This window comes from Quadrisphaera sp. RL12-1S, assembly GCF_014270065.1.
In the GTDB taxonomy this organism is placed as follows: domain Bacteria; phylum Actinomycetota; class Actinomycetes; order Actinomycetales; family Quadrisphaeraceae; genus Quadrisphaera.
Window position 1 is genome coordinate 420,535 of sequence record NZ_JACNME010000002.1, and the last position, 21,503, is coordinate 442,037.

Sequence of the window (21,503 nt, forward strand, 5' to 3'; positions counted from 1 at the left end):
GTCGGCCTGAGCCCTCCGTCAGGCGGGGTCCGCGCCGCGCGGGGCCACTCCGAGCACCCGGGAGCAGGCGACGACGACGAGCGCGGCCAGCGCCGCCGCCGCCACGGGCAGCAGCAGCGCGGGCTGGGGGCCGGGTCCGTCGATGATCCGGCCGGCCACCGCCGCGCCGAGGGAGACCCCGAGACCGAGGGAGGTGCCGATCCAGGCCAGGCCCTCGGTGAGCTGGCGCGGCGGCACCAGCTGCGCCACGAGCGCGTTGCCGGAGATCAGCGTCGGGGAGATCGCGATCCCGGACAGGAACAGCGTGGCCGCCAGCACCGGGATGCTGCCCGACAGGGCCACCGGCGCGATGAGCACGGCCATGGCGACAGCCCCCCGGCGGAAGCGGCGCGGCAGGCTCCCCCGCCAGGTGACAGCGCCGAAGACCAGCCCGGCCAGCAGGCTGCCGATCGAGTACAGCGCCAGCACCAGCCCGGCCGCCGCCGGCTGGCCGCGCTCGGCGGTGAACGCGACGGCGATGACCTCCACCGACCCGAAGACCACGCCGGTGGCCACGAACGCCAGCACCAGCGCCCGCAGGCCGGCGTTCTCCACGACCCCGACCGCTGCGCGCACGCGCTGCCCGGCGGAGACAGGGGTGCGCTCCGGCGCCCCGCCCGCCGCCGAGGACGCCGCCGCCGTCGTCGTCCTGGTGGTGGGCGGCTCGCTGGAGCGCTGCACCACCAGGGCCGTCCCGCCGGCAGCGGTCGCCGCGAGCGCGGTGGCCAGGGCGAGGGAGGGTGAGACGGCGACGGCCAGGACGGTGGCCAGGGGTGGGCCGACGGTGAAGGTGACCTCGTCGAGGACGGACTCCAGGGAGAAGGCGGGGTGCAGGCCGGTGGGGTCCTCGCGCAGGGCCCAGGCCCAGCGGGCGCGCACGAGGGATCCCCAGCTGGTGAAGGAGGCGCCCGCGAGCGCGGCGGCGGCGCCGATGAGCAGGGGGCGGGTGCTGGTGGGCAGGGGGGCGTGGGCGGCGAGGAGGACGCCGAGGATGCCGGCGGTGTGGACCGCGAGCGCGGGGACGGCGACGCGGGCCTGGCCGTGGCGGTCGATGAGGCGTGACAGGACGGGGGCGCCGAGGGCGGAGGCGATCGAGGAGGCGGCGGCGACGGCTCCTGCTGCGGCGTAGGAGCCGGTGGCGCGTTCGACGAGGAAGACGTAGATGAGCCCGTACATGGAGATGGGCAGGCGGGCGAGGAGCCCGGCGCTCACGAAGGCGGGGGCTCCGGGGGTGCGCAGGACCTGGCGGTAGGGGTTCTTCATCCCCTACCGGCTGGGTGGTCGGCGGAGGTGCTGGGGTCGGAGGCGTCGAGGTCGACGGGGGCGAGGGCGTCGAAGGCGTCGCCGGGGCCGGGGTTGTCGGGGTGGGTGGTGCCGCCGAGGTGGCGCACGACGCCCCAGACGGCGTTGAGGGCGGTGGTGACGGCGCCGTCGGCCCACCCGGGGGTGAAGGAGATGTCGTCGCCGGCGAGGAAGAGCCCCTGCTGGGCGGGGGGCAGGTCGTCCCTGACGAAGTGGGTGAACAGGCGGCGCTGGTAGCGGTAGTGGCCGGGCAGGGCTCCGCGGAAGGCGCCCATGAAGTTGGGGTCGGACTCCCAGGAGACGGTGACGGGCTCGCCGATGATGTGGCTGGCGATGTCGACGCCGGGGTAGACCTCCCCCAGGGAGCGGACCATGAGGCGGACGCGCTCGTCGGTGGACAGGGCCAGCCACTTGAGGGCGTCGTCGTTCCAGGTGTAGCTGAGGCAGATGGTGGCCGGTTCGTCGTCCCCGCCCCCTTCTCCGTCCAGGAGGTAGGTGGCGCGGGTCATGCGGTCGGTGAGGGTGGTGGACATGACCCGGCGTCCTGTGGCCGGGTCCCGGTCGCGCCAGAAGGGGCGGTCGACCATGACGAAGGTCTTGGAGGACTGCGCGTAGTGGGAGCGGTCCATGGCCATCCACGTGGGGTGGTCGAAGAGGGCCTCTTCGGTCTCGATGCGCGCGGACAGCAGCCAGGACTGGCAGGTGACGACGACGCCGTCGTGGGTGGTGGTGCGTCCCCAGCGGTCGGTGACCGCGACCTGGGAGCTGGCCGCGCTGCCGGAGGTGGCCGAGCCGGCGCGGGCGAGGGCGGCGACGCCGGGGCGGGGGGCTCCGGCGTGCAGGTCGCGCAGGGACTGGCCTGCGTAGGGGCCGTCGGGCAGGGGCCGGGACCACAGGCGCAGCGGGACCTGCTGGACGCCGCCGAGGACGCGCTGGTGGTCCTCGTCGGCGTTGGTGGCGATGACGCGCAGGATCTCCAGGATGGAGTTGGGGAAGTCGGTGTCCCACCCCCCGGTGCCGAAGCCGACCTGGCCGAAGGCCTCGCGGTGGGCGTAGGGCAGGGCGCGGAAGGCGGCGGAGGCGGCGACGAAGCCGTAGAAGCTCTGCTCGTCGCGGGCGCGCACGAGGGGGTCCCACAGGGCCTTGACGCGGGGCAGGTCGCGGGTGGCGATGGCGTGCTGGAGGTCGGGGACGCCGATCTCGGCCAGGGCGGCGGCCCAGGCGCGGGCGACCTCGGAGAAGAAGCCCGGCAGGTCGGCGGCGGTCTCGGCGTAGTGGACCTGGCCGCCGAGGTCGATGACGGTGGACCCGGCGGTGGGGGTGAGCGGGTTGGGGAACGGCGTGGTGCGGGTGCCGACCAGGTCGGCGTAGTGGAAGAAGGAGCGCCCGGAGGTGGGGAAGCGCATGCCGCCGAGCTCGGCGAGGACCCCGTCCACGCCGCCGGGGAAGGGCACCGAGCGCAGGCGGCCGCCGATCTGGTCGGCCTCGTGGACGACGGGGCGCACCCCCAGGCGGGCGAGCTCGTAGGCGGCGACCAGGCCGGAGATGCCGGCGCCGACGACGGCGACGCTGGCGCCGCGGGCCTCGGGCGGCACGGACCCCAGGCCGGCGGGGTGGGCCAGCCAGCGGTCGTGCTCGAAGGGGAAGTCGGGGGTGAGCATGGTCACCTCCGGGTGGGCGAGGGCGCCGAGCACCCCCTCGCCGGTGGCGGCGGTCATGCGGGCGCTCCCGGGGTGGTGCCGTGCAGGGGTGACAGGGCCATGAGGGAGACCAGGTCGTAGGCGACGTGGCTGGCGGCGACGGCGGTGATCTGGGCGTGGTCGTAGGCGGGGGCGACCTCCACGACGTCGGCGCCGACCAGCTGCAGGCCCGCCAGGCCGCGCAGCACCTCCAGCAGCTCGCGGCTGGTCATGCCGCCGGCCTCGGGGGTGCCGGTGCCGGGGGCGTGGGCGGGGTCGAGGACGTCGATGTCGATGCTGAGGTACAGCGGGCGGTCCCCGATCCGCGAGCGCAGGCCGTCGACGACCTCGTCGACGCCGCGGCGCATGACGTCGGCGCTGGTGACCAGGCCGAAGCCGAGGCGGGCGTCGTCGTCGAGGTCGGAGCGGCCGTACAGGGGGCCGCGGGTGCCGACGTGGGTGAGGGCGCCGGGTTCGAGCAGGCCCTCCTCCACGGCGCGGCGGAAGGGGGTGCCGTGGGTGTAGGGGGCGCCGAAGTAGGTGTCCCAGGTGTCCAGGTGGGCGTCGAAGTGGACCAGGGCGACGGGTCCGTGGCGGCGGGCGACCGAGCGCAGCAGGGGCAGGGCGATGGTGTGGTCGCCGCCGATGGTGACCAGGCGGGCGCCGGCACCGGACAGCTCGTCGGCGCCGGCCTCGACCTGCTCGATGGCCTGGTCGATGGAGAAGGGGTTGGCGACGACGTCGCCGGCGTCGACGACCTGCTGGTGCGCGAAGGGGTCCAGGTCCAGGCCGGGGTGGTGGGGCCGCAGCAGGCGGGAGGCGTCGCGCACGGCGGCGGGCCCGAAGCGGGCGCCGGGGCGGTAGGACACCCCCGCGTCGAAGGGGACGCCGATGACGGCGACGTCGGCGCGCCCGACCTCGTCGGCGCGGGGCAGGCGGGCGAAGGTGGCCGGCCCGGCGAAGCGCGGGATCCGGGAGGAGTCCACCGGCCCCACCGGCGCGCTCACGTCCCCTCCGCGACTGGTCGTCCCGCTGGTCGACTGCTCGGAGAGCTCCTCAGGCACCACGACGAGCATCGTAAGGACGACGCCGGTCCACGTCCCAGAGCCCTGGCCCCGCCCCTGCCCGCCCGGGCACGATGACCGGATGGCTGATCAGGTGGACGACACCGGTGTGGTGAGACCCGCTCGCGCTGAGGACGCCCGCGCCGTCGCCGAGGTGCACGTGGCCGGCTGGCGGACCGGGTACCGCGGCCTCTTCCCGCAGGCCTACCTCGACGCCCTCGACGTGGACGCCCACGAGCAGCGGTGGGCCCAGAACATCTCCGGCGGCCTGGCGGTGCTGGTGCACGTCGCAGCTCGTCTCGACGACGATCGAGACGACGACGGCGTGGACGGCTTCGCGGCGTTCGGCCCCGCCCGCGACGACGACGTGCCCGCGAGCGCCGGAGAGGTGTACGCGCTGTACGTGCACCCGGACGCGTGGGGCCGCGGCGCCGGGGGTGCGCTGCTGGCGGCAGCCGTCGGGCAGCTGGCCCAGGTGGGTCGGCAGCGCCACGAGGGTCGGGAGGACGCCGCTCCGGTGCTGTGGGCGCTGGAGGACAACGCGCGGGCCCGTCGGTTCTACGCCCACCAGGGGTGGGTCGAGGACGGCGCGCGCCGCCGGGACGAGCGCCCCGGCAGCGGGGACGTGCCGGGGATCGCCTTCACCGAGGTCCGCTACCGCCTCGCCAGGTCCTCGCTCGGGCTCCGGCGGTGAGGAGTTCACCGGCCGGACACCCCTCGCGGGTCTGAGCCGCTCCGCTCCTGGGCCCGGCTGCGCCACACTGCGCGGGTGACAGGCCCGCCCCTGAGCCCGCCTCCCCCTGCCGCGCCCGCGTTCCTGGGCCTGCGCGGACCGCTGGGCCTGGCGCACCGCGGTGGCGCGGAGCACCCGGAGAACTCCCTGGCGGCCTTCGAGGCCGCCCTGGCGATGGGCCACCGGGTGCTGGAGACGGACGTGCACGCCACCGCCGACGGGGTGCTGGTGGCGCTGCACGACCCGACGCTGGACCGCACCACGGACGGCTCCGGCCCCCTGGCGGCCCGCACGTGGGAACAGGTGTGCGAACTGCGGCTGCGGGACGCCGGCGGTGCGGTGACCGACCACGCGCCGGTGCGCCTGACGGACCTGCTGGACGCCTGGGCCGGCACGCGTCCCCGGGTGCGCCTCAACGTGGACGTCAAGGAGGTGGGCGCCGTCGGCCCGCTGGTGGAGCTGCTGGCGGCCCGGCCGCGGGACGCGTCGCGGGTGTGCGTGGCGTCCTTCTCCGACGCCCGCCGGCGCGCGGTGGTGGCGGGCCTGGCGCGGCGCGGGGTGGCCGTGACCAGCTCCGCGGGCACGGGCGGGGTGGCGCGCTTCCTCGTGGGCGCCCGGCTGGGGCTGCGGGGCCGGGCGCTGCGGGCGCTGGTGGGTGCCGACGCCCTGCAGGTGCCCACCAGCCACGCCGTGCCCGCGCCCCTGTCCCGGGTCCTCGGCGACCAGGTGCACCTGGTGACACCGGCGCTGGTGGACGCGGCGCACTCGGCGGGGCTGGTGGTGCACGTGTGGACCGTCGACGACCCGCACCAGATGGAACACCTGTTCGACATGGGGGTGGACGGGGTAGTCACCGACGACGCCGCCGCCGTCCGGGACGTCCTGCGCGAACGCGGCGCCTGGCCGCCGCACGAGGACGAGCACCAGCACCAGGACGACGACGACGACGAGGGGGTGCGCCCGTGAGCGCGCAGGTGGCCACCGGCCTGACGCCGCGGCAGCTGGGCCGCGCCCGCCGCGCCTGGTACGTCTACGACTGGGCGAACTCCGCCTACGTCACCACGACGGCGACAGTGCTGTTCTCCCCCTACCTCACGGCCGTCGCGCAGGCGGCGGCGTGCCCGGACGGTGTCGGGCAGGTGGTGCGCGACGGCGTCACCACGTGCCCGGTGCCGCTGGACGTGCTGGGGGTCCCCGTGGCGCCGGGGTCGCTGGCGCTGTACGTGGTGACCTTCGCGACGCTGCTGTCGGCGCTGGTGCTGCCGGCGGTGGGCGCGGTGGCCGACAGGTCCCGCTCCCCGCGGCGGCTCATGACCGGCTTCGCCTGGGTGGGAGCGGCCGCGGCGGCGTCGATGGTGTTCGTGGCCGGGGACCGCTGGGTGCTGGGGGTGGTGCTGCAGCTGGTGGCGAGCCTGTGCCTGGGGGCGTCCCTGGTGGTCTACGACTCCCTGCTGGTGCGCCTGGCCGGTCCCGCCGAGCGGGACCGGGTCTCCAGCCGCGGCTGGGCGCTGGGGTACGCCGGTGGGGCGGTGCTGCTGGCGGCCAACCTGGTGCTGCTGGCCCAGGCCGACGCCCTGGGCCTGGACGAGGCCGCCGCCGTGCGGGTGTCGCTGCTCAGCGCGGGCCTGTGGTGGGGGGTGTTCACGCTGGTGCCGCACCTGGGGCTGCGCCGGCTGGACGGCGCCCCCGCCGTCGTCGTCCTGCCCGGTCCGGAGGGCGAGCCTCCGCAGAGCACGGCCGGCGTGGTGGCGGGCTCGCTGGGGCAGCTGGTGCGCACCCTGCGGGGGGCGCCGGCGTTCCCGCAGACCCTGCTGTTCCTCGTGGCCTACCTGTTCTTCAACGACGGGGTGCAGACGGTGATCGCGGCCGCGAGCGTCTACGGCCAGCAGCAGCTGGGGTTCGCCTCCTCCCAGCTGGTGGTGGCGATCCTGCTGGTGCAGGTGGTGGCGCTGCTGGGGGCGCTGGCCGCGGGCTGGGTCGCGCAGCGCACGTCGGCGCGGGCCACGATCCTGGGCAGCCTCGTGGTGTGGGTGGCGGTGGTGGTGGCCGGGATGCTCATCCCGGCGGGCGATTTCGGGCTGTTCCTGGCGCTGGCGGCGGGGATCGGGCTGGTGCTCGGGGGGACGCAGGCGCTGTCGCGGTCGGTGTTCAGCCAGCTGGTGCCGCTGGGCCGGGAGGCCGAGTGGTTCGGGCTGTACCAGTCCGCCGAGCGCGGCACGAGCTGGCTGGGGACCCTGGTGTTCGGACTGGTGTTCCAGCTGACCGGTTCCTACCGGCCGGCGATCGCCTCGCTGGTGGTGTTCTTCGTGGTCGGCGGGGTCCTGCTGCTGCGGGTGGACGTCGAGAGGGGGCGCGCCCAGGCCCAGGCGGCCTGACCAGCCGCTGACCTGCCGCTGGCAGGTCAGCCCAGGGAGGTCAGGACGGCGGCAGTCCGGGCCGTGTGGTGCGGGCGCACCCTGCAGCAGCCGCCGACCAGCCGCGCCCCCGCAGCCACCCACGCGGCGACACCCTCATCGCCGGCACCGTCGGCGTCGGTGCCGGCGCCGGACCAGGTGCGGGCCGCCGCGTCCCACGCCTCCCCGCTGTTGGGGTAGGCGACCAGCACCGCCTCCCGGGCGGGAACCGCCGCCCCGGCCTGGAGCAGCGCCGGCAGCACCGCCGCCGGATCGAGGCAGTTCACCCCCACGCCCAGCACGCAGCCCACTCCCGCGGCCGCCGCCAGCACCGGCCCGACCGGCTCGCCGCGGCGGGTGCGGACCACCCCCGCCTCGTCCACCACGGCGCTGAGCGAGACCCACGCGGGCACCCCCAGCTCCTCCAGCTCGGGCAGCAGGGCCTCGACCTCGGCGGCGCCGGGCAGCGTCTCGCAGGCGATGACGTCCGCACCGGCCTGCGCGAGCAGCTGCAGGTGGGGGCGGTGGTGGGCGCGCAGGGCGCGCTCGTCCACGCGCCCCTCGCCGGCGGACGCGCCGGTGGACTGGCCGGCGGACAGGTAGGCGCCGGTGTACTCCGAGCCGTCGGCGAGGTGGGCCCCGTACGGGCCGACGGACCCGGCCACCCAGCCCGCAGCGCCCGCGAGCGCGAGGCCCTGGCGGGCCAGGTCGACCGAGGAGGTGATGGCGCGCTCGGCGCTGGTGCGGTCCAGCCCGGCGGCGAGCAGGCCGGGCAGGGTGGCCTGGTAGCTGACGGTGGTGAGCACGCGGGCGCCGGCCCGGGCGAAGGCGGCGTGGGCCGCGACCACGGCGGCGGGGTCGTCGAGGAGGAGCCGGGCCGACCACAGGGCCGAGGAGACGTCGTGGCCGCGGGCCTCGAGCTCGGTGGACAGGCCGCCGTCGAGCAGGACGGGACCCTCCGCGAGCGCCGCGGTGAGCAGTCCCTCGGGTGCCTCGTGTCGAACGTCGGGTGTGACCACGGGGACAGGGTGTCACCGGGATCACACCCAGCGTCGGATCGCCCGCGACAGAAGGGAACAGAACGGGGTAGTGGGCCGTTGTCTCAGGGGTAGCGGCTGCTGCGGCAGGCGGTCGAGCGTGCGGCTCGACCCCCGTGGCACCCGGGCGCGGAACGACGCCGACGCCGGGCCGACGTCGAGGGGACACCGGCGTGGACAGCGACTGGAGGACAGCATGAGTGACAGGAGCCTGCGCGGGACGCGTCTGGGTGGTTCGAGCATGGAGAGCGAGGACGGTGTCGAGCTGGCGCCGCGCCAGCTGGCCGTGTACGAGTGCCCCCAGGGACACGTGACGCAGCTGCCGTTCGCGGCGGAGGCCGACGTGCCGGCCGTGTGGGAGTGCCGCTGCGGTGCCGAGGCGCTGCTGCGCAACGGCGAGGCCCCCGAGGTCAAGCCCACCAAGCCGGCCCGCACCCACTGGGACATGCTGCTGGAGCGCCGCTCCGTGGCTGACCTGGAGGTGCTGCTGGAGGAGCGGCTCACCAAGCTGCGCAACGGCACCCTGCACCAGCGGCGCAGCGCCTGACGCTGCGCCGCCGCCCCGTGCGGCGTGCGCCGGGGGCCTCTTCCCAGGGCCTCGTGGTCGCCGCGCCGTACGGACCCGGGTGAGGGCCTCGACCCCGCGGGTCCCCTGGGAACGGGCCGGACCTCCCCCTACCGGGGGAGGCCGGCCCGTCGCCGTGTCCGGACGCTGCGGGCGAGGTCGCCCAGCTGGTCGGCCCGGCGGCGCGCTCCCCACGCGGTGGTGCGCAGGAGGGCCTCGACGACGATCGCCCTGCTCATCTTGCTGGCGCCGGCGGCGCGCTCGGTGAAGGTGATGGGCACCTCCACCACCACCAGCCCGGCGCGGACCACCCGGGCGGCCAGGTCGAGCTGGTAGCAGTACCCCTCCGAGCGGACCGAGGGCAGGTCCACGGCGTGCAGGGCGCGGGCGCGGTAGGCGCGGAAGCCACCGGTGGCGTCGCGCAGGGGGACGCCCATGGCCCAGCGGGCCCAGGTGTTGCCGCCGCGGGAGAGCAGCTGGCGGGTCAGCGGCCAGTCGACCACCCGGCCGCCGGGCACCCACCGCGAGCCGAGCGCGAGGTCGGCGCCGCCCAGCGGGAGCTCGACGTCCGCGCCGTTCGCACCCGCCGCACCGGCGGGTGCACGCACCCCGACTGCCGCGAGCAGCCAGGGGAGCTGCTCGGGGGCGTGGGAGCCGTCGGCGTCCATCTCCACCAGCACGGCGTACCCGCGCTCCAGGCCCCAGGTGAACCCCGCGGTGTAGGCCCCGCCGAGCCCGCTCTTGCGGGGGCGGTGCAGCACGTGGACGGCGCTGTCCTGCGCCGCGAGCGCGTCGGCGATCTGCCCGGTGCCGTCGGGGCTGCCGTCGTCCACCACGAGCACGTCCGCCCACGGGACGGCGCTGCGCAGCCGCGCCAGCGTCACCGGCAGCGACTCGCGCTCGTCGTACGTGGGGGTGATGACCAGCACCCGCTCCTGCGCGCTCACGCGACGGGTTCGCGGCGGACGGGCTCCGGGACGGGCCCGCTGCCGTCGCCGTCGTCGTCACCCTCAGGGCTCTGGGAGCTCTGAGCGGTCCGGGCGCTCTGGGCGTCGCGGCGGCCCAGCAGCAGCCCCCCTGCGGCTCCGAGCAGACCCAGCAGGGACAGCAGCCCCTCCACGGGGACCCCCGCCTGCCGGACCCGGTCGGCCACCGTCAGCGACGTGCGCAGCGGCACCTGGCCGGAGATGACGGCCGGGGTGTACAGCCGCGTGGGGTCCACGAGGGCGCCGTCGGGCATCACCAGGGCGCTGGTGCCGACGGTGGAGACGTGGACGACGGCGCGGCCGTGCTCGACGGCCCGCAGCCGCGACATCGCCAGCTGCTGGACGTTCTCGTCGGAGTACCCGAACGTGGCGTTGTTGGTCTGGACCACCAGCAGGTCGGCGCCGTCGTCGACGGTGTCGTCCACGAGGCCGTCCTCGACCACCTCGAAGCAGATCATCACGCCCAGCTTCGCGCCGCCGGCGTCCAGGCGGCCCACGCGGTCCCCGGGGACGAACTGCGCCGTCACGAGGTCGACCTTGGAGGTGATGAGGCGGAAGAAGGACTTGTAGGGGATGTACTCCGCGAACGGCACCGGGTGGCGCTTGTCGTAGGCGCCGGCCACCCCGCCGACGCCCCCCAGCCCGTCGCGGGTGGTGCCGTCCGGCTCCCACACCAGGGAGGTGTTCTTCACGGTGCCCGGCTCCTCACCCAGCAGCACCGCGCCGAGCACGATGGGTGCCTCGACCGCGTCGGCTGCGGCCTGGATCTCGGAGTTGGCGTCGGCGTTGCGCAGCGGGTCGATGTCGGAGGAGTTCTCCGGCCACACCACCAGCTGCGGAGCCGGCGCCTGCCCGGCCCGCACCCGCTGGGCCAGCTCCAAGGTGCCCTTGACGTGGTTGTCGAGCACCGCGCGGCGCTGGGCGTTGAACTCCAGCCCCGCGCGCGGCACGTTCCCCTGCACGGCGGCGACGGACAGGTCGCCGTCCTGGGCCGCGGTGGGTCGGGGCACCAGGGCCCCGACGGCGCTCACCGCCAGAGCCGCGACCGCGGCGGTGAGCGGGACGACGACGGCGCGGGGCTGGCGGGCGGTCCCCGCTGTCGCCGCTGTCGCCGCCATCGCCGCGGGACCCCGGCCAGGAAGGCCGAGCAGCGCCTGGGCCAGCAGCGCACCCGCCACGGCCACCGCGAAGGACACCAGCGGGGCGCCACCCAGCGCCGCCAGCCCGAGGGTGGGGGCGTCGGCCTGGCTGAAGGCCAGCCGTCCCCAGCCGAACCCCCCGAAGGGCCAGCGGGCGAAGCCGGCCTCCACCGCGGTCCAGGCGCCCGCCGCGGTCACCGCGCGCAGCAGCGCGGTGGGCAGGGGGCGCGCACCAGCCAGGGGCCAGCGCAGGCGCGAGGTCCACGCCATGAGCACCCCGGCGACGGCCACCGACAGCGCGCACGCCACCGACAGCGGGATCCAGGCGATGAGGCCCAGGTAGATGCCCGACCACGAGACCAGCGGGAGGAAGAAGGCCAGACCGGTCAGCAGGCCCAGCCCCGCGGCCCGCCAGGTGCGCCTCCCGGTGACGGCGGCCAGCAGCGCCCCCACGCCGAGCGGGGCGAGGTACCACAGGTCGTGCCCGGGGAAGGCCAGGTACAGCAGCAGCCCCGCGCCCACGGCCACCGGCACGGCCCAGCGGGCCCGCAGCGCCGGCCCGGTCACCGGGGTCATGCCAGCACGCCCGCGTCGTGGGCGGTGCGCCCGCGCACCAGGGTGCGCAGGCAGCGGGGGGCGGGAGTGCCGGGGGTGAGGTCGGGCAGGCCCGGGGTGCCGGAGCGGGCGTCGGTGCTCCAGGCCTGGAACCTGTCGTCGGGGGCCTGCACCACGAGGTCGGAGGAGGGCTCCCAGACGGCCAGGGTCGCCGCGCCGCCGGGCACCAGCGCCCCCTCGCCGTCGCGGCGGGCCGCGCGCCAGCCGCCGCGGGTGGAGGCCAGGAACGCCGCGCGGGCGGAGACGGCGTGCTCGCGCACGTGCGGGAACGCGGCGGCGCGCACCGCCTCCCAGGGGGCGAACGGCGTGACGGGGCTGTCCGAGCCCAGCGCCAGCGGCACCCCCGCCGCGGCGAGGGCGGCGAAGGGGTGCAGCGCGAGGGCCCGCTCACGGCCCAGCCTGGCGGCGTAGACGCCGTCCGCGCCGCCCCAGGCGGCGTCGAAGGCGGGCTGGACGCTGGCCACCAGGCCCAGGCGGGCCATGGTGGCGATGCCGGCGGCGTCCACGGCCACCGCGTGCTCGATCCGGTGGCGCGAGGCCGCCAGCGGCGGCGCCCCCTCGGCGGCCAGGACCTCGGCCGCGGCGGAGAGGGCCTCCAGGGCCAGGTCGAGGCCGGCGTCGCCGATGGCGTGGACACCGGCCTGGAGGCCGGCGCGGGTGCAGGCGATCACGTGGTCGCGCAGGGCGGCGACGTCGAGGTAGCCGTGGCCGCGAGAGCCGGGGCCGGCGGCGTCGAGGTCGGCGTAGGGCTCGCGCAGCAGGGCCGTCCGCGAGCCGAGGGCGCCGTCCACGCACAGGTCCCCGCCGAACCCCAGCAGCGTCCCGGCGGGCAGCGCGAGCTGCGCCGCCAGGTCGCGGGCGGCATCGGCGTCGGGCACCAGCTCCCCCCACAGGGCCAGCACCTCCGGCAGGGCCAGCTCCTCCGGCACCGCGCCCGTGACCGCGCCCGAGGTGAGCTCGACGAGGTCGCGCAGGTCGTCGTGGGAGCCGACGTGCGGCGCGGAGCACTCGTGGACGCTGCCGATGCCCGCGGCCGCCGCGGCCCGCAGCGCGCTGTGCTGCAGCTGGCGACGGCGGGCGGGGTCCTCGCGCAGCCGGCGGTGCACGGCGTCGCGGGCGGCGTGGTGGGCCTCGCGCTCCACCCTCCCGGCCTCGGCGAGCCCGGCGCGGGCGGCCAGCGCCGGGGAGATGACGGCGGAGTGCACGTCCACGCGCGAGAGGTGGACCTCCGTGCCCGCTCCCGCGGCCCGCTCCAGCTCGGCGGCCGTCGGGGGTCGGCGCTCGGGCCACCCGGTCTCGTCCCAGCCGTGCCCGAGCACGGGCTCCCCGGGGTGCTCGGCGGCCGCGCGGGCCACGCGGTCCAGCGCGTCGGTCAGGCTGCGGGCGCCGGTGAGGTCCACGCCGGCCATCGCCAGCCCGGTCTCGGTGGTGTGGACGTGGGCATCGACGAAGGCGGGCGTCACCAGCGCCCCGTCCAGCTCCACCACGGCCAGGGGCTCCCCGGCAGCACGGGAGCGGGAGGCCTGGGCGTCGGCGGCCTCGTCCGAGCCCACCCAGGCGACGGTGGCGCCGTCCACGAGCACGGCCGTGGCGAACGGGTCGGCCGGGGAGTAGACGCTGCCGCCGCGGTAGAGGACGCGCGAGGGCGCGTCACCGGGGGCAGCGGCGGCGGTGGGGTCGCTCACCGCCTCATTCTGCCGCCGTCGCCTGGGAGCCCTCCCGCCCCCTGCTACCCGTCCACCGGCGTCCGCTTGGTTCTGTTATCAGCCTGCTGGCCGCCCTCCCCTACGCTGGCCGCCGTGCCCGACCCCTCGACGAGCCAGCAGGCCGGCCAGCGCGTCCTGCTGCTCGACGCCGCCACGCTCTACTTCCGCGCCTTCTACGCCATCCCCTCCTCGGTGACGGCACCCGACGGCACCCCGAGCGGCGCGGTGCGCGGCTTCCTGGACATGACGGCCACCCTCGTGGAGAGGTTCCGGCCCGCGTCCGTCGTCGCCTGCTGGGACGACGACTGGCGCCCCGCCTGGCGCGTCGCGCGCATCAGCTCCTACAAGACCCACCGGGTGGCCGCGCAGGGCCCGTCAGCCGGCGGGCCGAGCAGCGAGGAGGTGCCCGAGCACCTGCCCGCCCAGGCCGACGCCATCGCCGACCTGCTCGCCGCCCTCGGCGTGCCCCGGGTCGGGGCACCCGCGTGCGAGGCGGACGACGTCGCCGGCGTCCTCGCCACCCGCCCCCGCCCGTCGGGCAGCGGCGGCGCCACTGGCGTCGACGTCGTCAGCGGTGACCGCGACCTCCTGCAGCTCGTCGACGACCGCGCCCACGGCGGCGCCGGCGTGCGCGTGGTGTGGATCGGCAAGGGCGTCGGCAAGGCCGAGGTGCTCGACGGCGCCGCCCTGGCCGAGCGGTACGACCTGCCCGCTCGAGACCCCGGCGGCGCCTACGCCGACCTCGCCGTGCTGCGCGGGGACCCCAGCGACGGGCTGCCAGGGGTGGCCGGCATCGGGGAGAAGACCGCGGCGAGCCTGCTGCGCCGCCACGGCGACCTGCTGGGCGTCCTCGAGGCGGCTCTCTCCGGCGATAGCTCCGCGTCCGGGATCACCCCGTCCCAGCGCCGGCGCCTGGCGGAGGCCGCGGACTACCTCGACGTCGCCCCGCGCGTGGTGCGCGTGCTGCGCCACGGGGAGGTGGTCGAGCCCTTCGGCGACGACGCCGCCGGGGTCGACGCCGCCTCCGTGCCCGAGCCGGAGCCGGGGCGGCTCGACGAGGCCGCCGTCGCGTCCCTGGCCGAGCGGTGGGGCGCCCGCTCCCCCGCCGAGCGCCTCGTCGCCGCCCTCACCCGCTGACCCCGCCCCATCCTCACACCTCAACCCTCACGTGAGGGTTGAGGCTCGACCTGAGGGTGAAGGTCGGCCGTCCGTGCTGGTCAGCGCCAGGTCGAGGGCCGGTCAGGCGGTGCGGGCCGCGGAGCCGGCCGAGTAGGTCACCACACCGCGGTCGACCAGGGCGATGGCCTGGCGGGCGGTCCGCGCGAGGGCGTCGCCCTCGTCCGTCCCGGCCCGGGAGGCCACCACCACCACCTGGTCGAGCAGGTCCAGCAGCTGGCGGGCCCACCGGACGAAGTCGCCCGCGGCGAGGTCGACCGGGCCCCGGGCCGCGTCGAGCACGGCGTCCAGGGAGGCCCCGCGGCACCAGCGGTGCACCGGCCAGACGAGCCCGAGATCGGGCTCGCCGGTGGGCCGCAGGTGGTGGTCCTCCTCGGCGTCAGACAGCTGCGACCACGCCCGCACGGTGGCGGACAGGGCCTGCGAGACGGCGTGCCCGCCGGGGGTGTGGGCCGCCGGCGGCCCCTCCTCGCGGCGCGCCTCGTAGACGATGGAGGACAGCACCGTGGCGAGCCCGGCCGCATCGAGGGACGCCCACGCCCCCGAGCGCAGGCACTCGGCCACGAGGAGGTCCTTCTCGGCGTAGACCCGGCGCAGCACCTGCCCCGCCGGCGTCACGCGCAGCTCCCCGGGCAGTTCCCCGGGACGCGCGTCGTCGTCGTCGAGGAGGTCTGAGGAGGGCGCCACGGGCTCGAGGTAGCCCAGCTCGACGAGGAGGTCGCAGACCCTGTCGAAGGTCCGGGCGATGGTGCCGGTGCGGGACTCGATGCGCGCCAGCACGCCCTCGTGCTCCTTGCGCAGGCGCTCCCAGCGCTCGGCCCAGCGGGCGTGGTCCTCGCGGTCTGGGCAGCCGTGGCAGGGGTGCTGGCGCATCTGGCGGCGCAGCCGGGCGACCTCGGCGGCCACCTGGTCGTCGCGCAGCGGGCGCCGCTGGTCGGCCTGGTCGCTCACCCCGCCCTTCTGCCGGGCCTCCGCGCCGCGCAGCGACAGCTCCTCCACGGGGCCGCGACGGCGTCGTCGTGCTCCTTCGCCCTCGAGCTCGCCGATGCGGCGGCGCAGCGCGGCGTACTCGGAGAAGTCGCCCAGGTGGCACGTCATGGCCTCGGCGTAGCCGGCCAGCCCCTCGGACTGGGTGCGGGCCTGGCGGGCCAGGCCCACCACGCCGCGGTCGGCCTGGAACTGCGCGAAGGAGGTCTCCAGCACCTCGCGGGCCCGCGCCCGGCCCACCTGCGCGACGAGGTTGACGGCCATGTTGTAGGTCGGCCGGAAGCTCGAGCGCAGCGGGTACGTGCGGGTGGAGGCCAGACCGGCGACGCCCTCGGCGTCGAGCCCGGGCTGCCACAGCACCACCGCGTGGCCCTCCACGTCGATGCCGCGCCGGCCCGCGCGGCCGGTGAGCTGGGTGTACTCCCCGGGCGTGACGTCCACATGGGACTCGCCGTTGAACTTCACCAGCTTCTCGATGACCACGCACCGCGCGGGCATGTTGATGCCCAGCGCCAGGGTCTCGGTGGCGAAGACGGCCTTCACCAGACCGCGGGCGAACAGGTCCTCCACCACCTCCTTGAAGGTGGGCAGCATGCCCGCGTGGTGGGCCGCCACGCCCCGGGAGAGCCCGTCGAGCCAGTCCCAGTAGCCCAGCACCGCCAGGTCGACGTCGGGCAGGGCGGCGCAGCGCTCCTCCACCACGGCGCGGATCTCGCGGCGCTCGGCATCGGTGGTCAGGCGCACCCCGGCGGCCACGCACTGGCGCACGGCGGCGTCGCAGCCGTTGCGGGAGAAGACGAAGAGGATGGCCGGCAGCAGGTGCGCCTCCTCCAGCTCGGCCAGCACCTCCGCCCGGGACGCGGCGTGCACGCGGGCGCGCACCGCCGGGGAGCGCTGGCCGCCGCGCGGGGGCCGGCGCCCCGGGTGGGCTCGTCCGCCGCGCCCACCGGGGCCGCCCCCGCGGTGGACGTCCTCGCGGGACATGCGCACCAGCTCGGGGTTGACCTCCAGCTGCGTGCTCGGCTCGGCCGGGGCTGTGCCGCGCCGGCTGGGCACAGGACGGCCGCCGCTGTGGCCCGCCTCGCGCTCGGTGAAGAGGTCCACCACGCGGGTGCCCACCATGACGTGCTGCCACAGCGGCACGGGGCGGTGCTCGGAGACCACCACGTCCACGGTCCCGCGGACGGTGGCCAGCCAGTCGCCGAACTCCTCGGCGTTGCTGACGGTGGCGCTCAGCGAGGTGATGAGGACGTCGTCGGGCAGGTGGATGATCACCTCCTCCCACACGGCGCCACGGGCGCGGTCAGCGAGGTAGTGCACCTCGTCCATGACCACGTGCGCGAGCCCCTCCAGGGCCGGGGAGCCCGCGTAGAGCATGTTGCGCAGCACTTCGGTGGTCATGACGACGACGGGGGCGTCGCCGTTGACGGAGGTGTCACCGGTGAGCAGGCCCACCTGCTCGGCGCCGAAGCGCTCTGCCAGCTCGGCGTGCTTCTGGTTGCTGAGGGCCTTGATGGGGGTGGTGTAGAACGCCTTGCGCCCCGAGGCGAGGGCCAGGTGGACGGCGAACTCGCCCACCACCGTCTTCCCGGCGCCGGTGGGAGCCGCCACGAGCACCCCGCGCCCGGCCTCCAGGGCCTCGCAGGCCCGCAGCTGGAAGTCGTCGAGGTCGAAGCCGAGCAGCTCGCGGAACCGGCCCAGCTCGCTGGTCTGGAGCTTGCGCTCCCGCTGGGCGCGGGCCTTCGCCGCGGCGAACCGCTCCGCCGGTGACGACCCCGAAGACGACGGCACTGCCATGCACCGAGCCTATGCGGCCCCGGGGACGGCGCCCCGGCGCAGCCGCCGGGGCGACGCGGTCAGAGCGCGCTGGCCTCGTCGTCGGACAGGCCCGCGTACTGCGGGTCTCCCTTGGCGCGGCGCTTGTCGTTGAGCATGCAGACGGCGATGGCGATCGCGAAGAGCGCCAGCATCGGCAGGGCGAGCAGGAACATCGAGGTGATGTCCGGGGTGGGGGTCGCGACGGCGGCGAAGGTGAAGCACAGCACCGTCACCCAGCGCCACGCCTTGAGCACCGACCTGCCGGCGAGCAGCCCGGCGAGGTTGAGCGCGACGAGCACCACCGGCAGCAGGAACGCGATGCCGAAGGCCAGCACCGTCCGCATGACGAACCCGAGGTACACGTCGGCGGAGATGATGTTCGACCCGCCCTCGGGGGTGAACGAGGTGAAGAAGGTGAAGACGTTGGGGATGAAGAAGCTGGACAGGTAGACCCCGGCCAGGAACAGCGGGACCGCCACGGCGACGAAGCCGAGGGCGTACCGCCGCTCCTTCTTCGTCAGGCCGGGCGTGATGAACGCCCACAGCTCGAAGATCCAGACGGGGCTGGCCAGGATGATCCCGATCCAGACCGACATCTTGAGCTTGAGGTCGAAGGCGGACCCGACCTGCCCGAAGTTGATGCTGACCTTCTCGCCAGCTGCCTGCGCCGCCTTGATCGGCTCCGTGATGTAGTTGAACACCGGGTCGTACAAGTACCACCCTGCGACCGACCCGAGGATCACCGCGATCGCGGCGATGGTGACGCGCTTGCGCAGCTCGAGCAGGTGCTCGCGCAGCGGCATCCGCCCCTCGGGGTTGTCACGCCGCTTGGGCGGGCGCGGAGGGGTCTCCGTGGCCACGTGGTCAGCCTCCGGTCAGGGGGTCTGCAGAGCCGGCGGGGCGCAGCGCGGGGACGGCGGTGTCAGGCGGAGTGGCGCTGCTGCTGGTCGTACGAGGGCTGCGTCGGCGGCTGCTCGCGGCGCGGCTCGTCGACGACACGGCCCTCGAGCGGGCGCGAGGGGTCGCTCTCGTGCGCCGAGGACGGACGGCGCTCGTCGTCCGTCTTCATCTCCTTGACCTCGGACTTGAAGATGCGCATCGAGCGGCCGATGCTCCGGGCCGCGTCAGGGAGGCGCTTGGCGCCGAAGAGCAGGACGACCAGGAGCAGCACGACGACGAGCAGCACGGGGTTGTCGAACAGAGCGCGCACAGTCCACCTCCGGTGTGGGATCGGCTCACTCTAACCCCGCGCCGTGCGCGGGCAGGAGCACCTCGCCTGGGAGTACGCCGAGGGTTCAGCCCACCGCGCGCCGCAGGCGCAGCTGCTCGCGTCGAGCCTCCCGCTGGGCGGCCACCCGGCGGGCGCGCTTCCTGCGCAGCTTCGCCTGCTCGCGGCGGCGCTGGGCGCGCAGGGCGTACGGGTCGTCCATGACGGAGTGCGCCGGCTTCTGGGTGGGCAGGTGCTCGACCTGCGCCATGAGCTCGCCGGCGCGGGCGGAGGCCTCCCCCACGGCGCCGAGCACGGCGAAGCCCCGCTTCACCACGCCCCAGGCCAGCAGGCCCAGGACCACCAGAGAAGCCAGACCCAGACCCAGGAACACCGCGACCCACCACCAGCCCATCGCTGCAGGCTAGTGGTGGGTCGTCAGCGCGCTCCGGGCGGCGGAGCGCTGCCGCCCGGAGCCGGGCTCAGGCCGGGTGGCGCAGGCGGGTGGTGGCGGCGGCCACCACGTCGGTGCTCTCCAGGGCGAGGGTGAAGTCGAGGACGTCGTCCCAGCTGATGGTGGAGCCGGTGTGCTCCTCGAGGGCCTCGGCGGGCACCGACCAGTGCTCGGCGGGCACGCCGCCGCTGGTCAGCAGGCGGGTGACCTCGTCGGTGGCGTGCTTGCGGACCTCCTCGGCGCACTCGGGGCACTCGAAGGCGTAGAAGCTCCACGCGGGGACCGTGCACACCACGAGGCGCACCTGGGGCGGGGTCAGCTCGACGTCGCCGCAGGTGGGGCATGAGGCCTTGATGGTGGTCATGGGTCCGGGTCCTTCCGTCAGGCGCACGCCCCGGCTCCTCGGGGCTACTGACCTGATCGGGCCCGCTGCAGACGCCCTTGACGGTTCAGGTGCTCGGATGCTCCGGTCGGGCGTCGGCCACTGGGGGGACCCCCTGCCCCGCCGCCTCGTGGGCCGCGAGCGCGGCGGCGGCGGCCTCGGCGACGCCCTGGGCCACCTCGGGCGGGTCGACGACGACGGCGGCGCCGCCGAGCGGGAGCAGGATCCGGCGCAGCCAGCGGTCGTCGGGGGTGCGCAGGACGACGCGCAGGCCGTCGTCGTCGAGCTCTTCGACCGACTCCACCGGCACGCGCTCGGCCACCCAGCGGGCGGACCCCGCCAGCTCGAGGGTGACGACGAGGTCGTCCTCGCCGGGGGTGAAGAGGGACTCGTCGACGTCGCGGGCGACGGCCTCCGGCGGCGGGGTGCCGTCGGCGTCCAGGACGGCGGCGGTGACGACCCTGTCGACGCGGAAGAGGCGGACGCCGCCGGCGCGGTGGCACCAGCCCTCGAGGTACCAGCGGCCGTCGACGGTGAGCAGGCGCATGGGGTCGACGTCGCGCTCGGTGGTCTCGTCGCGGCTGGGGACGAGGTAGTGCAGGCGCAGGCGGCGGCGTCCGGCGGGGTGGCGCAGGGCCTCGCGGGCGGTGGCGAGGACCTCTGCCGCGGCCTCCTCCCCCGGGGGTCGCGCCTCGGGCGCGGCGCCGCGGGGTCCGGAGCCGGCGCGCCCGGTGAGGTCGACCGCGAGCGCGCGGGAGGCGTGGGCTGCCTCGCCGGCGGCCTCGGTGAGCTTGGCGAGGGCTCCGGTGAGGGCCTCGCGGTCCTCCTCGCCGGCGGAGAAGCCGGGGACGTCGAGGAGGGTGCGCAGGCCGGTGATGAGGGCGAGGGCCTCGTCGATGCCGAGGCGCAGGGGGCGGGCGATGGCGTCGGCGTTGCCGATGTGGAGGCGGCCGCCCTCCCAGTCGGCCTCGATGAGGTCGTCGGGCAGGTGGCCGGGGGTGCCGCAGACGAAGAGGAGCTCGAGGTCCTTGACCAGCTGGTCGGTGGTGATGCCGAAGCGCTGGGCGACCTCCTCCAGCGGGGCGCCCTGGTGCTCGAGCACCCAGGGGACCATGGCGAGCAGGCGGGAGAGGCGGTCGGCGGCGGAGACCTGGACGGGTGGGCGGGAGCGGGGGCGACGCGGGGGCGTGCTCACCGGGGGGCCCCGTGCGTGGCGAGGACGCCGCGCAGGCGGCGCAGGACGGCGTCGCGGACGTCGTCGGGTGCGAGGACCACGGCGTGGGGGGCGGCGGCGGCCACGGTGGCGGCGAGCTCCTCGGGGTCGGTGAACTCCACCTCGGCGACCACCTCGCGGTCGGCGTCGGCGGCGGGGACGCCGGCGCGCAGGCGCAGCTGGCCGGCGGCGCGGGGGGCCAGGCGCAGGCGGGCGGTGCGGGGGGCGGACTCGCGGCCGGCCTGGGCGGCGGCGATCATGGCGCGGCCGTCGACGTCGTCGGGGACGTCGTAGGCGCCGGCGGGGCCGCTGCGCCGGACGGTGCCCTCGATGCGGGACAGGCGGAACACGCGGGGGGCGCCGCGGTCGAGGTCGTGGCCGACGAGGTACCAGTGGCCGCGCCAGGAGGTGACCTGCCAGGGCTGCACGCTGCGGCGGGTGGGGTCGGCGGCGCCGGGGCGGCGGTAGGTGAAGGTGACGCGCTGACGGTCCCGCGCTGCGGCGTACAGGGGTTCGAACGCGGGCTCGGCGGTGCGGACGCGGGGCTCGACGCCGACGAGGGACTGCTCGTCGACGTCGACCCCCAGGGCGCGCAGCTTGGTGACGGCGCGGGCGGCGGGTCCGGCGAGGCTGGCCTGGGCCCACACCCGTGCGGCCAGGGACAGCACGGCCAGCTCGGCGGGGGTGAAGGACACCGCGGGCAGGGCGTAGGCGTCCCGGTCGACCTTGTAGCCCTGCTCGTCGTCGAACCAGGCCGACGCCGAGCCGGTGACCAGGGGGACGCCGAGCTCGCGCAGCTCCTCCTTGTCGCGCTCGAACATCCTGTCGAACGCGTCGGTGCTGGCGCAGTCCTCGTACTGCGGCACCGCCCTGCGGATCTGCTCCTTGGTGAGCCAGGTGCGGGTGGACAGCAGGGCGATGACGAGGTTCAGGAGGCGCTCGGTCCGGCGGTCCCCCGAGGCTGCTGCCACGGCGGGGAGGCTACCCCGCCGAGGGGGTCCCGCTCAG

At 76.2% G+C, this 21,503-nt stretch carries 19 protein-coding genes; 5 read left to right on the forward strand and 14 right to left on the reverse strand.

The genetic code is table 11. From position 1 onward, the window contains the following. Nucleotides 1-18: 18 nt before the first annotated feature. Genes H7K62_RS05465 through speB form a run of 3 tightly spaced genes read right to left on the reverse strand, consistent with a single transcriptional unit; the run spans nt 19 to nt 4,027 of the window. Nucleotides 19-1,302 carry an MFS transporter gene (locus tag H7K62_RS05465; protein WP_186716897.1) on the reverse strand — a complete coding sequence of 428 codons (1,284 nt, stop codon included), beginning with the start codon at nt 1,300-1,302 and terminating at the stop codon, nt 19-21. Then, nucleotides 1,299-3,059 carry a flavin monoamine oxidase family protein gene (locus H7K62_RS05470; protein ID WP_186716898.1) on the reverse strand — a complete coding sequence of 587 codons (1,761 nt, stop codon included), beginning with the start codon at nt 3,057-3,059 and terminating at the stop codon, nt 1,299-1,301. The genes H7K62_RS05465 and H7K62_RS05470 overlap by 4 nt, the downstream gene beginning before the upstream one ends. After that, the gene (speB, locus tag H7K62_RS05475) at nt 3,056-4,027 is read right to left on the reverse strand and encodes an agmatinase (protein ID WP_186717076.1); all 972 of its coding nucleotides are present in this window, start codon (nt 4,025-4,027) and stop codon (nt 3,056-3,058) included. The genes H7K62_RS05470 and speB overlap by 4 nt, the downstream gene beginning before the upstream one ends. A 139-nt stretch (nt 4,028-4,166) precedes the next feature. On the opposite strand from speB, the gene H7K62_RS05480 reads away from it, so the two are divergent. The 3 genes from H7K62_RS05480 (at nt 4,167) to H7K62_RS05490 (ending at nt 7,192) form a co-directional block, all read left to right on the forward strand. Then, nucleotides 4,167-4,778, forward strand: coding sequence for a GNAT family N-acetyltransferase (locus tag H7K62_RS05480; protein ID WP_186716899.1), 612 nt, complete (start codon nt 4,167-4,169; stop codon nt 4,776-4,778). Nucleotides 4,779-4,853: 75 nt separating this feature from the next. Then, nucleotides 4,854-5,783: a glycerophosphodiester phosphodiesterase family protein gene (locus H7K62_RS05485; protein ID WP_370591619.1), complete on the forward strand. Its 930-nt coding sequence runs from the start codon at nt 4,854-4,856 to the stop codon at nt 5,781-5,783. After that, on the forward strand, nt 5,780-7,192 hold the full coding sequence (locus H7K62_RS05490; protein ID WP_370591620.1) for an MFS transporter: 1,413 nt from the start codon (nt 5,780-5,782) through the stop codon (nt 7,190-7,192). The genes H7K62_RS05485 and H7K62_RS05490 overlap by 4 nt, the downstream gene beginning before the upstream one ends. 26 nt (nt 7,193-7,218) lie before the next feature. On the opposite strand, the gene mmuM is transcribed toward H7K62_RS05490, so the two are convergent. After that, nucleotides 7,219-8,229 carry a homocysteine S-methyltransferase gene (mmuM, locus tag H7K62_RS05495; RefSeq protein ID WP_222437114.1) on the reverse strand — a complete coding sequence of 337 codons (1,011 nt, stop codon included), beginning with the start codon at nt 8,227-8,229 and terminating at the stop codon, nt 7,219-7,221. Nucleotides 8,230-8,443: 214 nt separating this feature from the next. Here mmuM and H7K62_RS05500 point away from each other — a divergent pair, with 214 nt between their 5' ends. Next, complete coding sequence (locus tag H7K62_RS05500; protein WP_186716900.1) at nt 8,444-8,794, forward strand: RNA polymerase-binding protein RbpA; 351 nt, start codon at nt 8,444-8,446, stop codon at nt 8,792-8,794. Nucleotides 8,795-8,922: 128 nt separating this feature from the next. Here H7K62_RS05500 and H7K62_RS05505 read toward each other — a convergent pair whose 3' ends face one another. The 3 genes from H7K62_RS05505 to H7K62_RS05515 are packed head-to-tail and all read right to left on the reverse strand — an operon-like array spanning nt 8,923 to nt 13,237. Then, nucleotides 8,923-9,759, reverse strand: a complete 837-nt coding sequence (locus H7K62_RS05505; protein ID WP_186716901.1) for a polyprenol monophosphomannose synthase — start codon at nt 9,757-9,759, stop codon at nt 8,923-8,925. Further along, complete coding sequence (lnt, locus tag H7K62_RS05510; protein WP_186716902.1) at nt 9,756-11,513, reverse strand: apolipoprotein N-acyltransferase; 1,758 nt, start codon at nt 11,511-11,513, stop codon at nt 9,756-9,758. The genes H7K62_RS05505 and lnt overlap by 4 nt, the downstream gene beginning before the upstream one ends. Next, nucleotides 11,510-13,237: an amidohydrolase gene (locus H7K62_RS05515; RefSeq protein WP_186716903.1), complete on the reverse strand. Its 1,728-nt coding sequence runs from the start codon at nt 13,235-13,237 to the stop codon at nt 11,510-11,512. The genes lnt and H7K62_RS05515 overlap by 4 nt, the downstream gene beginning before the upstream one ends. A gap of 114 nt (nt 13,238-13,351) precedes the next feature. Here H7K62_RS05515 and H7K62_RS05520 point away from each other — a divergent pair, with 114 nt between their 5' ends. After that, nucleotides 13,352-14,395, forward strand: a complete 1,044-nt coding sequence (locus tag H7K62_RS05520; protein WP_370591621.1) for a 5'-3' exonuclease — start codon at nt 13,352-13,354, stop codon at nt 14,393-14,395. Nucleotides 14,396-14,497: 102 nt separating this feature from the next. Here H7K62_RS05520 and H7K62_RS05525 read toward each other — a convergent pair whose 3' ends face one another. From H7K62_RS05525 to H7K62_RS05555, 7 genes are all read right to left on the reverse strand, one after another. Then, the gene (locus tag H7K62_RS05525) at nt 14,498-17,218 is read right to left on the reverse strand and encodes a DEAD/DEAH box helicase (RefSeq protein WP_186716904.1); all 2,721 of its coding nucleotides are present in this window, start codon (nt 17,216-17,218) and stop codon (nt 14,498-14,500) included. A 59-nt stretch (nt 17,219-17,277) separates the two neighbouring features. Further along, nucleotides 17,278-18,099: a twin-arginine translocase subunit TatC gene (tatC, locus tag H7K62_RS05530; RefSeq protein WP_370591622.1), complete on the reverse strand. Its 822-nt coding sequence runs from the start codon at nt 18,097-18,099 to the stop codon at nt 17,278-17,280. A gap of 62 nt (nt 18,100-18,161) precedes the next feature. Continuing rightward, entirely contained in the window at nt 18,162-18,440 is a 279-nt protein-coding gene (tatA, locus tag H7K62_RS05535) for a Sec-independent protein translocase subunit TatA (RefSeq protein WP_186717082.1), read from the reverse strand. Nucleotides 18,441-18,534: 94 nt separating this feature from the next. Then, nucleotides 18,535-18,861 (reverse strand): hypothetical protein, encoded by a 327-nt coding sequence (locus H7K62_RS05540; RefSeq protein WP_186716905.1) that lies wholly within the window; start codon nt 18,859-18,861, stop codon nt 18,535-18,537. Nucleotides 18,862-18,928: 67 nt separating this feature from the next. Next, nucleotides 18,929-19,264: a hypothetical protein gene (locus H7K62_RS05545; RefSeq protein WP_186716906.1), complete on the reverse strand. Its 336-nt coding sequence runs from the start codon at nt 19,262-19,264 to the stop codon at nt 18,929-18,931. Between the two features lie 85 nt (nt 19,265-19,349). Further along, complete coding sequence (locus tag H7K62_RS05550) at nt 19,350-20,477, reverse strand: helix-turn-helix transcriptional regulator (RefSeq protein WP_370591623.1); 1,128 nt, start codon at nt 20,475-20,477, stop codon at nt 19,350-19,352. Beyond that, nucleotides 20,474-21,466, reverse strand: a complete 993-nt coding sequence (locus tag H7K62_RS05555) for a helix-turn-helix transcriptional regulator (protein WP_186716907.1) — start codon at nt 21,464-21,466, stop codon at nt 20,474-20,476. Before H7K62_RS05555 ends, H7K62_RS05550 begins: the two co-directional genes overlap by 4 nt. Nucleotides 21,467-21,503: the final 37 nt, after the last annotated feature.

Excerpts from the sequence above, each read along its gene's own strand:
- H7K62_RS05545 (WP_186716906.1), bottom strand. The coding sequence starts at position 19,264 with ATGACCACCATCAAGGCCTCATGCCCCACCTGCGGCGACGTCGAGCTG.
- H7K62_RS05525 (WP_186716904.1), bottom strand. The coding sequence starts at position 17,218 with ATGGCAGTGCCGTCGTCTTCGGGGTCGTCACCGGCGGAGCGGTTCGCC.
- H7K62_RS05465 (WP_186716897.1), bottom strand. The coding sequence starts at position 1,302 with ATGAAGAACCCCTACCGCCAGGTCCTGCGCACCCCCGGAGCCCCCGCC.
- H7K62_RS05500 (WP_186716900.1), top strand. The coding sequence starts at position 8,444 with ATGAGTGACAGGAGCCTGCGCGGGACGCGTCTGGGTGGTTCGAGCATG.
- H7K62_RS05470 (WP_186716898.1), bottom strand. The coding sequence starts at position 3,059 with ATGACCGCCGCCACCGGCGAGGGGGTGCTCGGCGCCCTCGCCCACCCG.
- lnt (WP_186716902.1), bottom strand. The coding sequence starts at position 11,513 with ATGACCCCGGTGACCGGGCCGGCGCTGCGGGCCCGCTGGGCCGTGCCG.
- H7K62_RS05480 (WP_186716899.1), top strand. The coding sequence starts at position 4,167 with ATGGCTGATCAGGTGGACGACACCGGTGTGGTGAGACCCGCTCGCGCT.
- H7K62_RS05540 (WP_186716905.1), bottom strand. The coding sequence starts at position 18,861 with ATGGGCTGGTGGTGGGTCGCGGTGTTCCTGGGTCTGGGTCTGGCTTCT.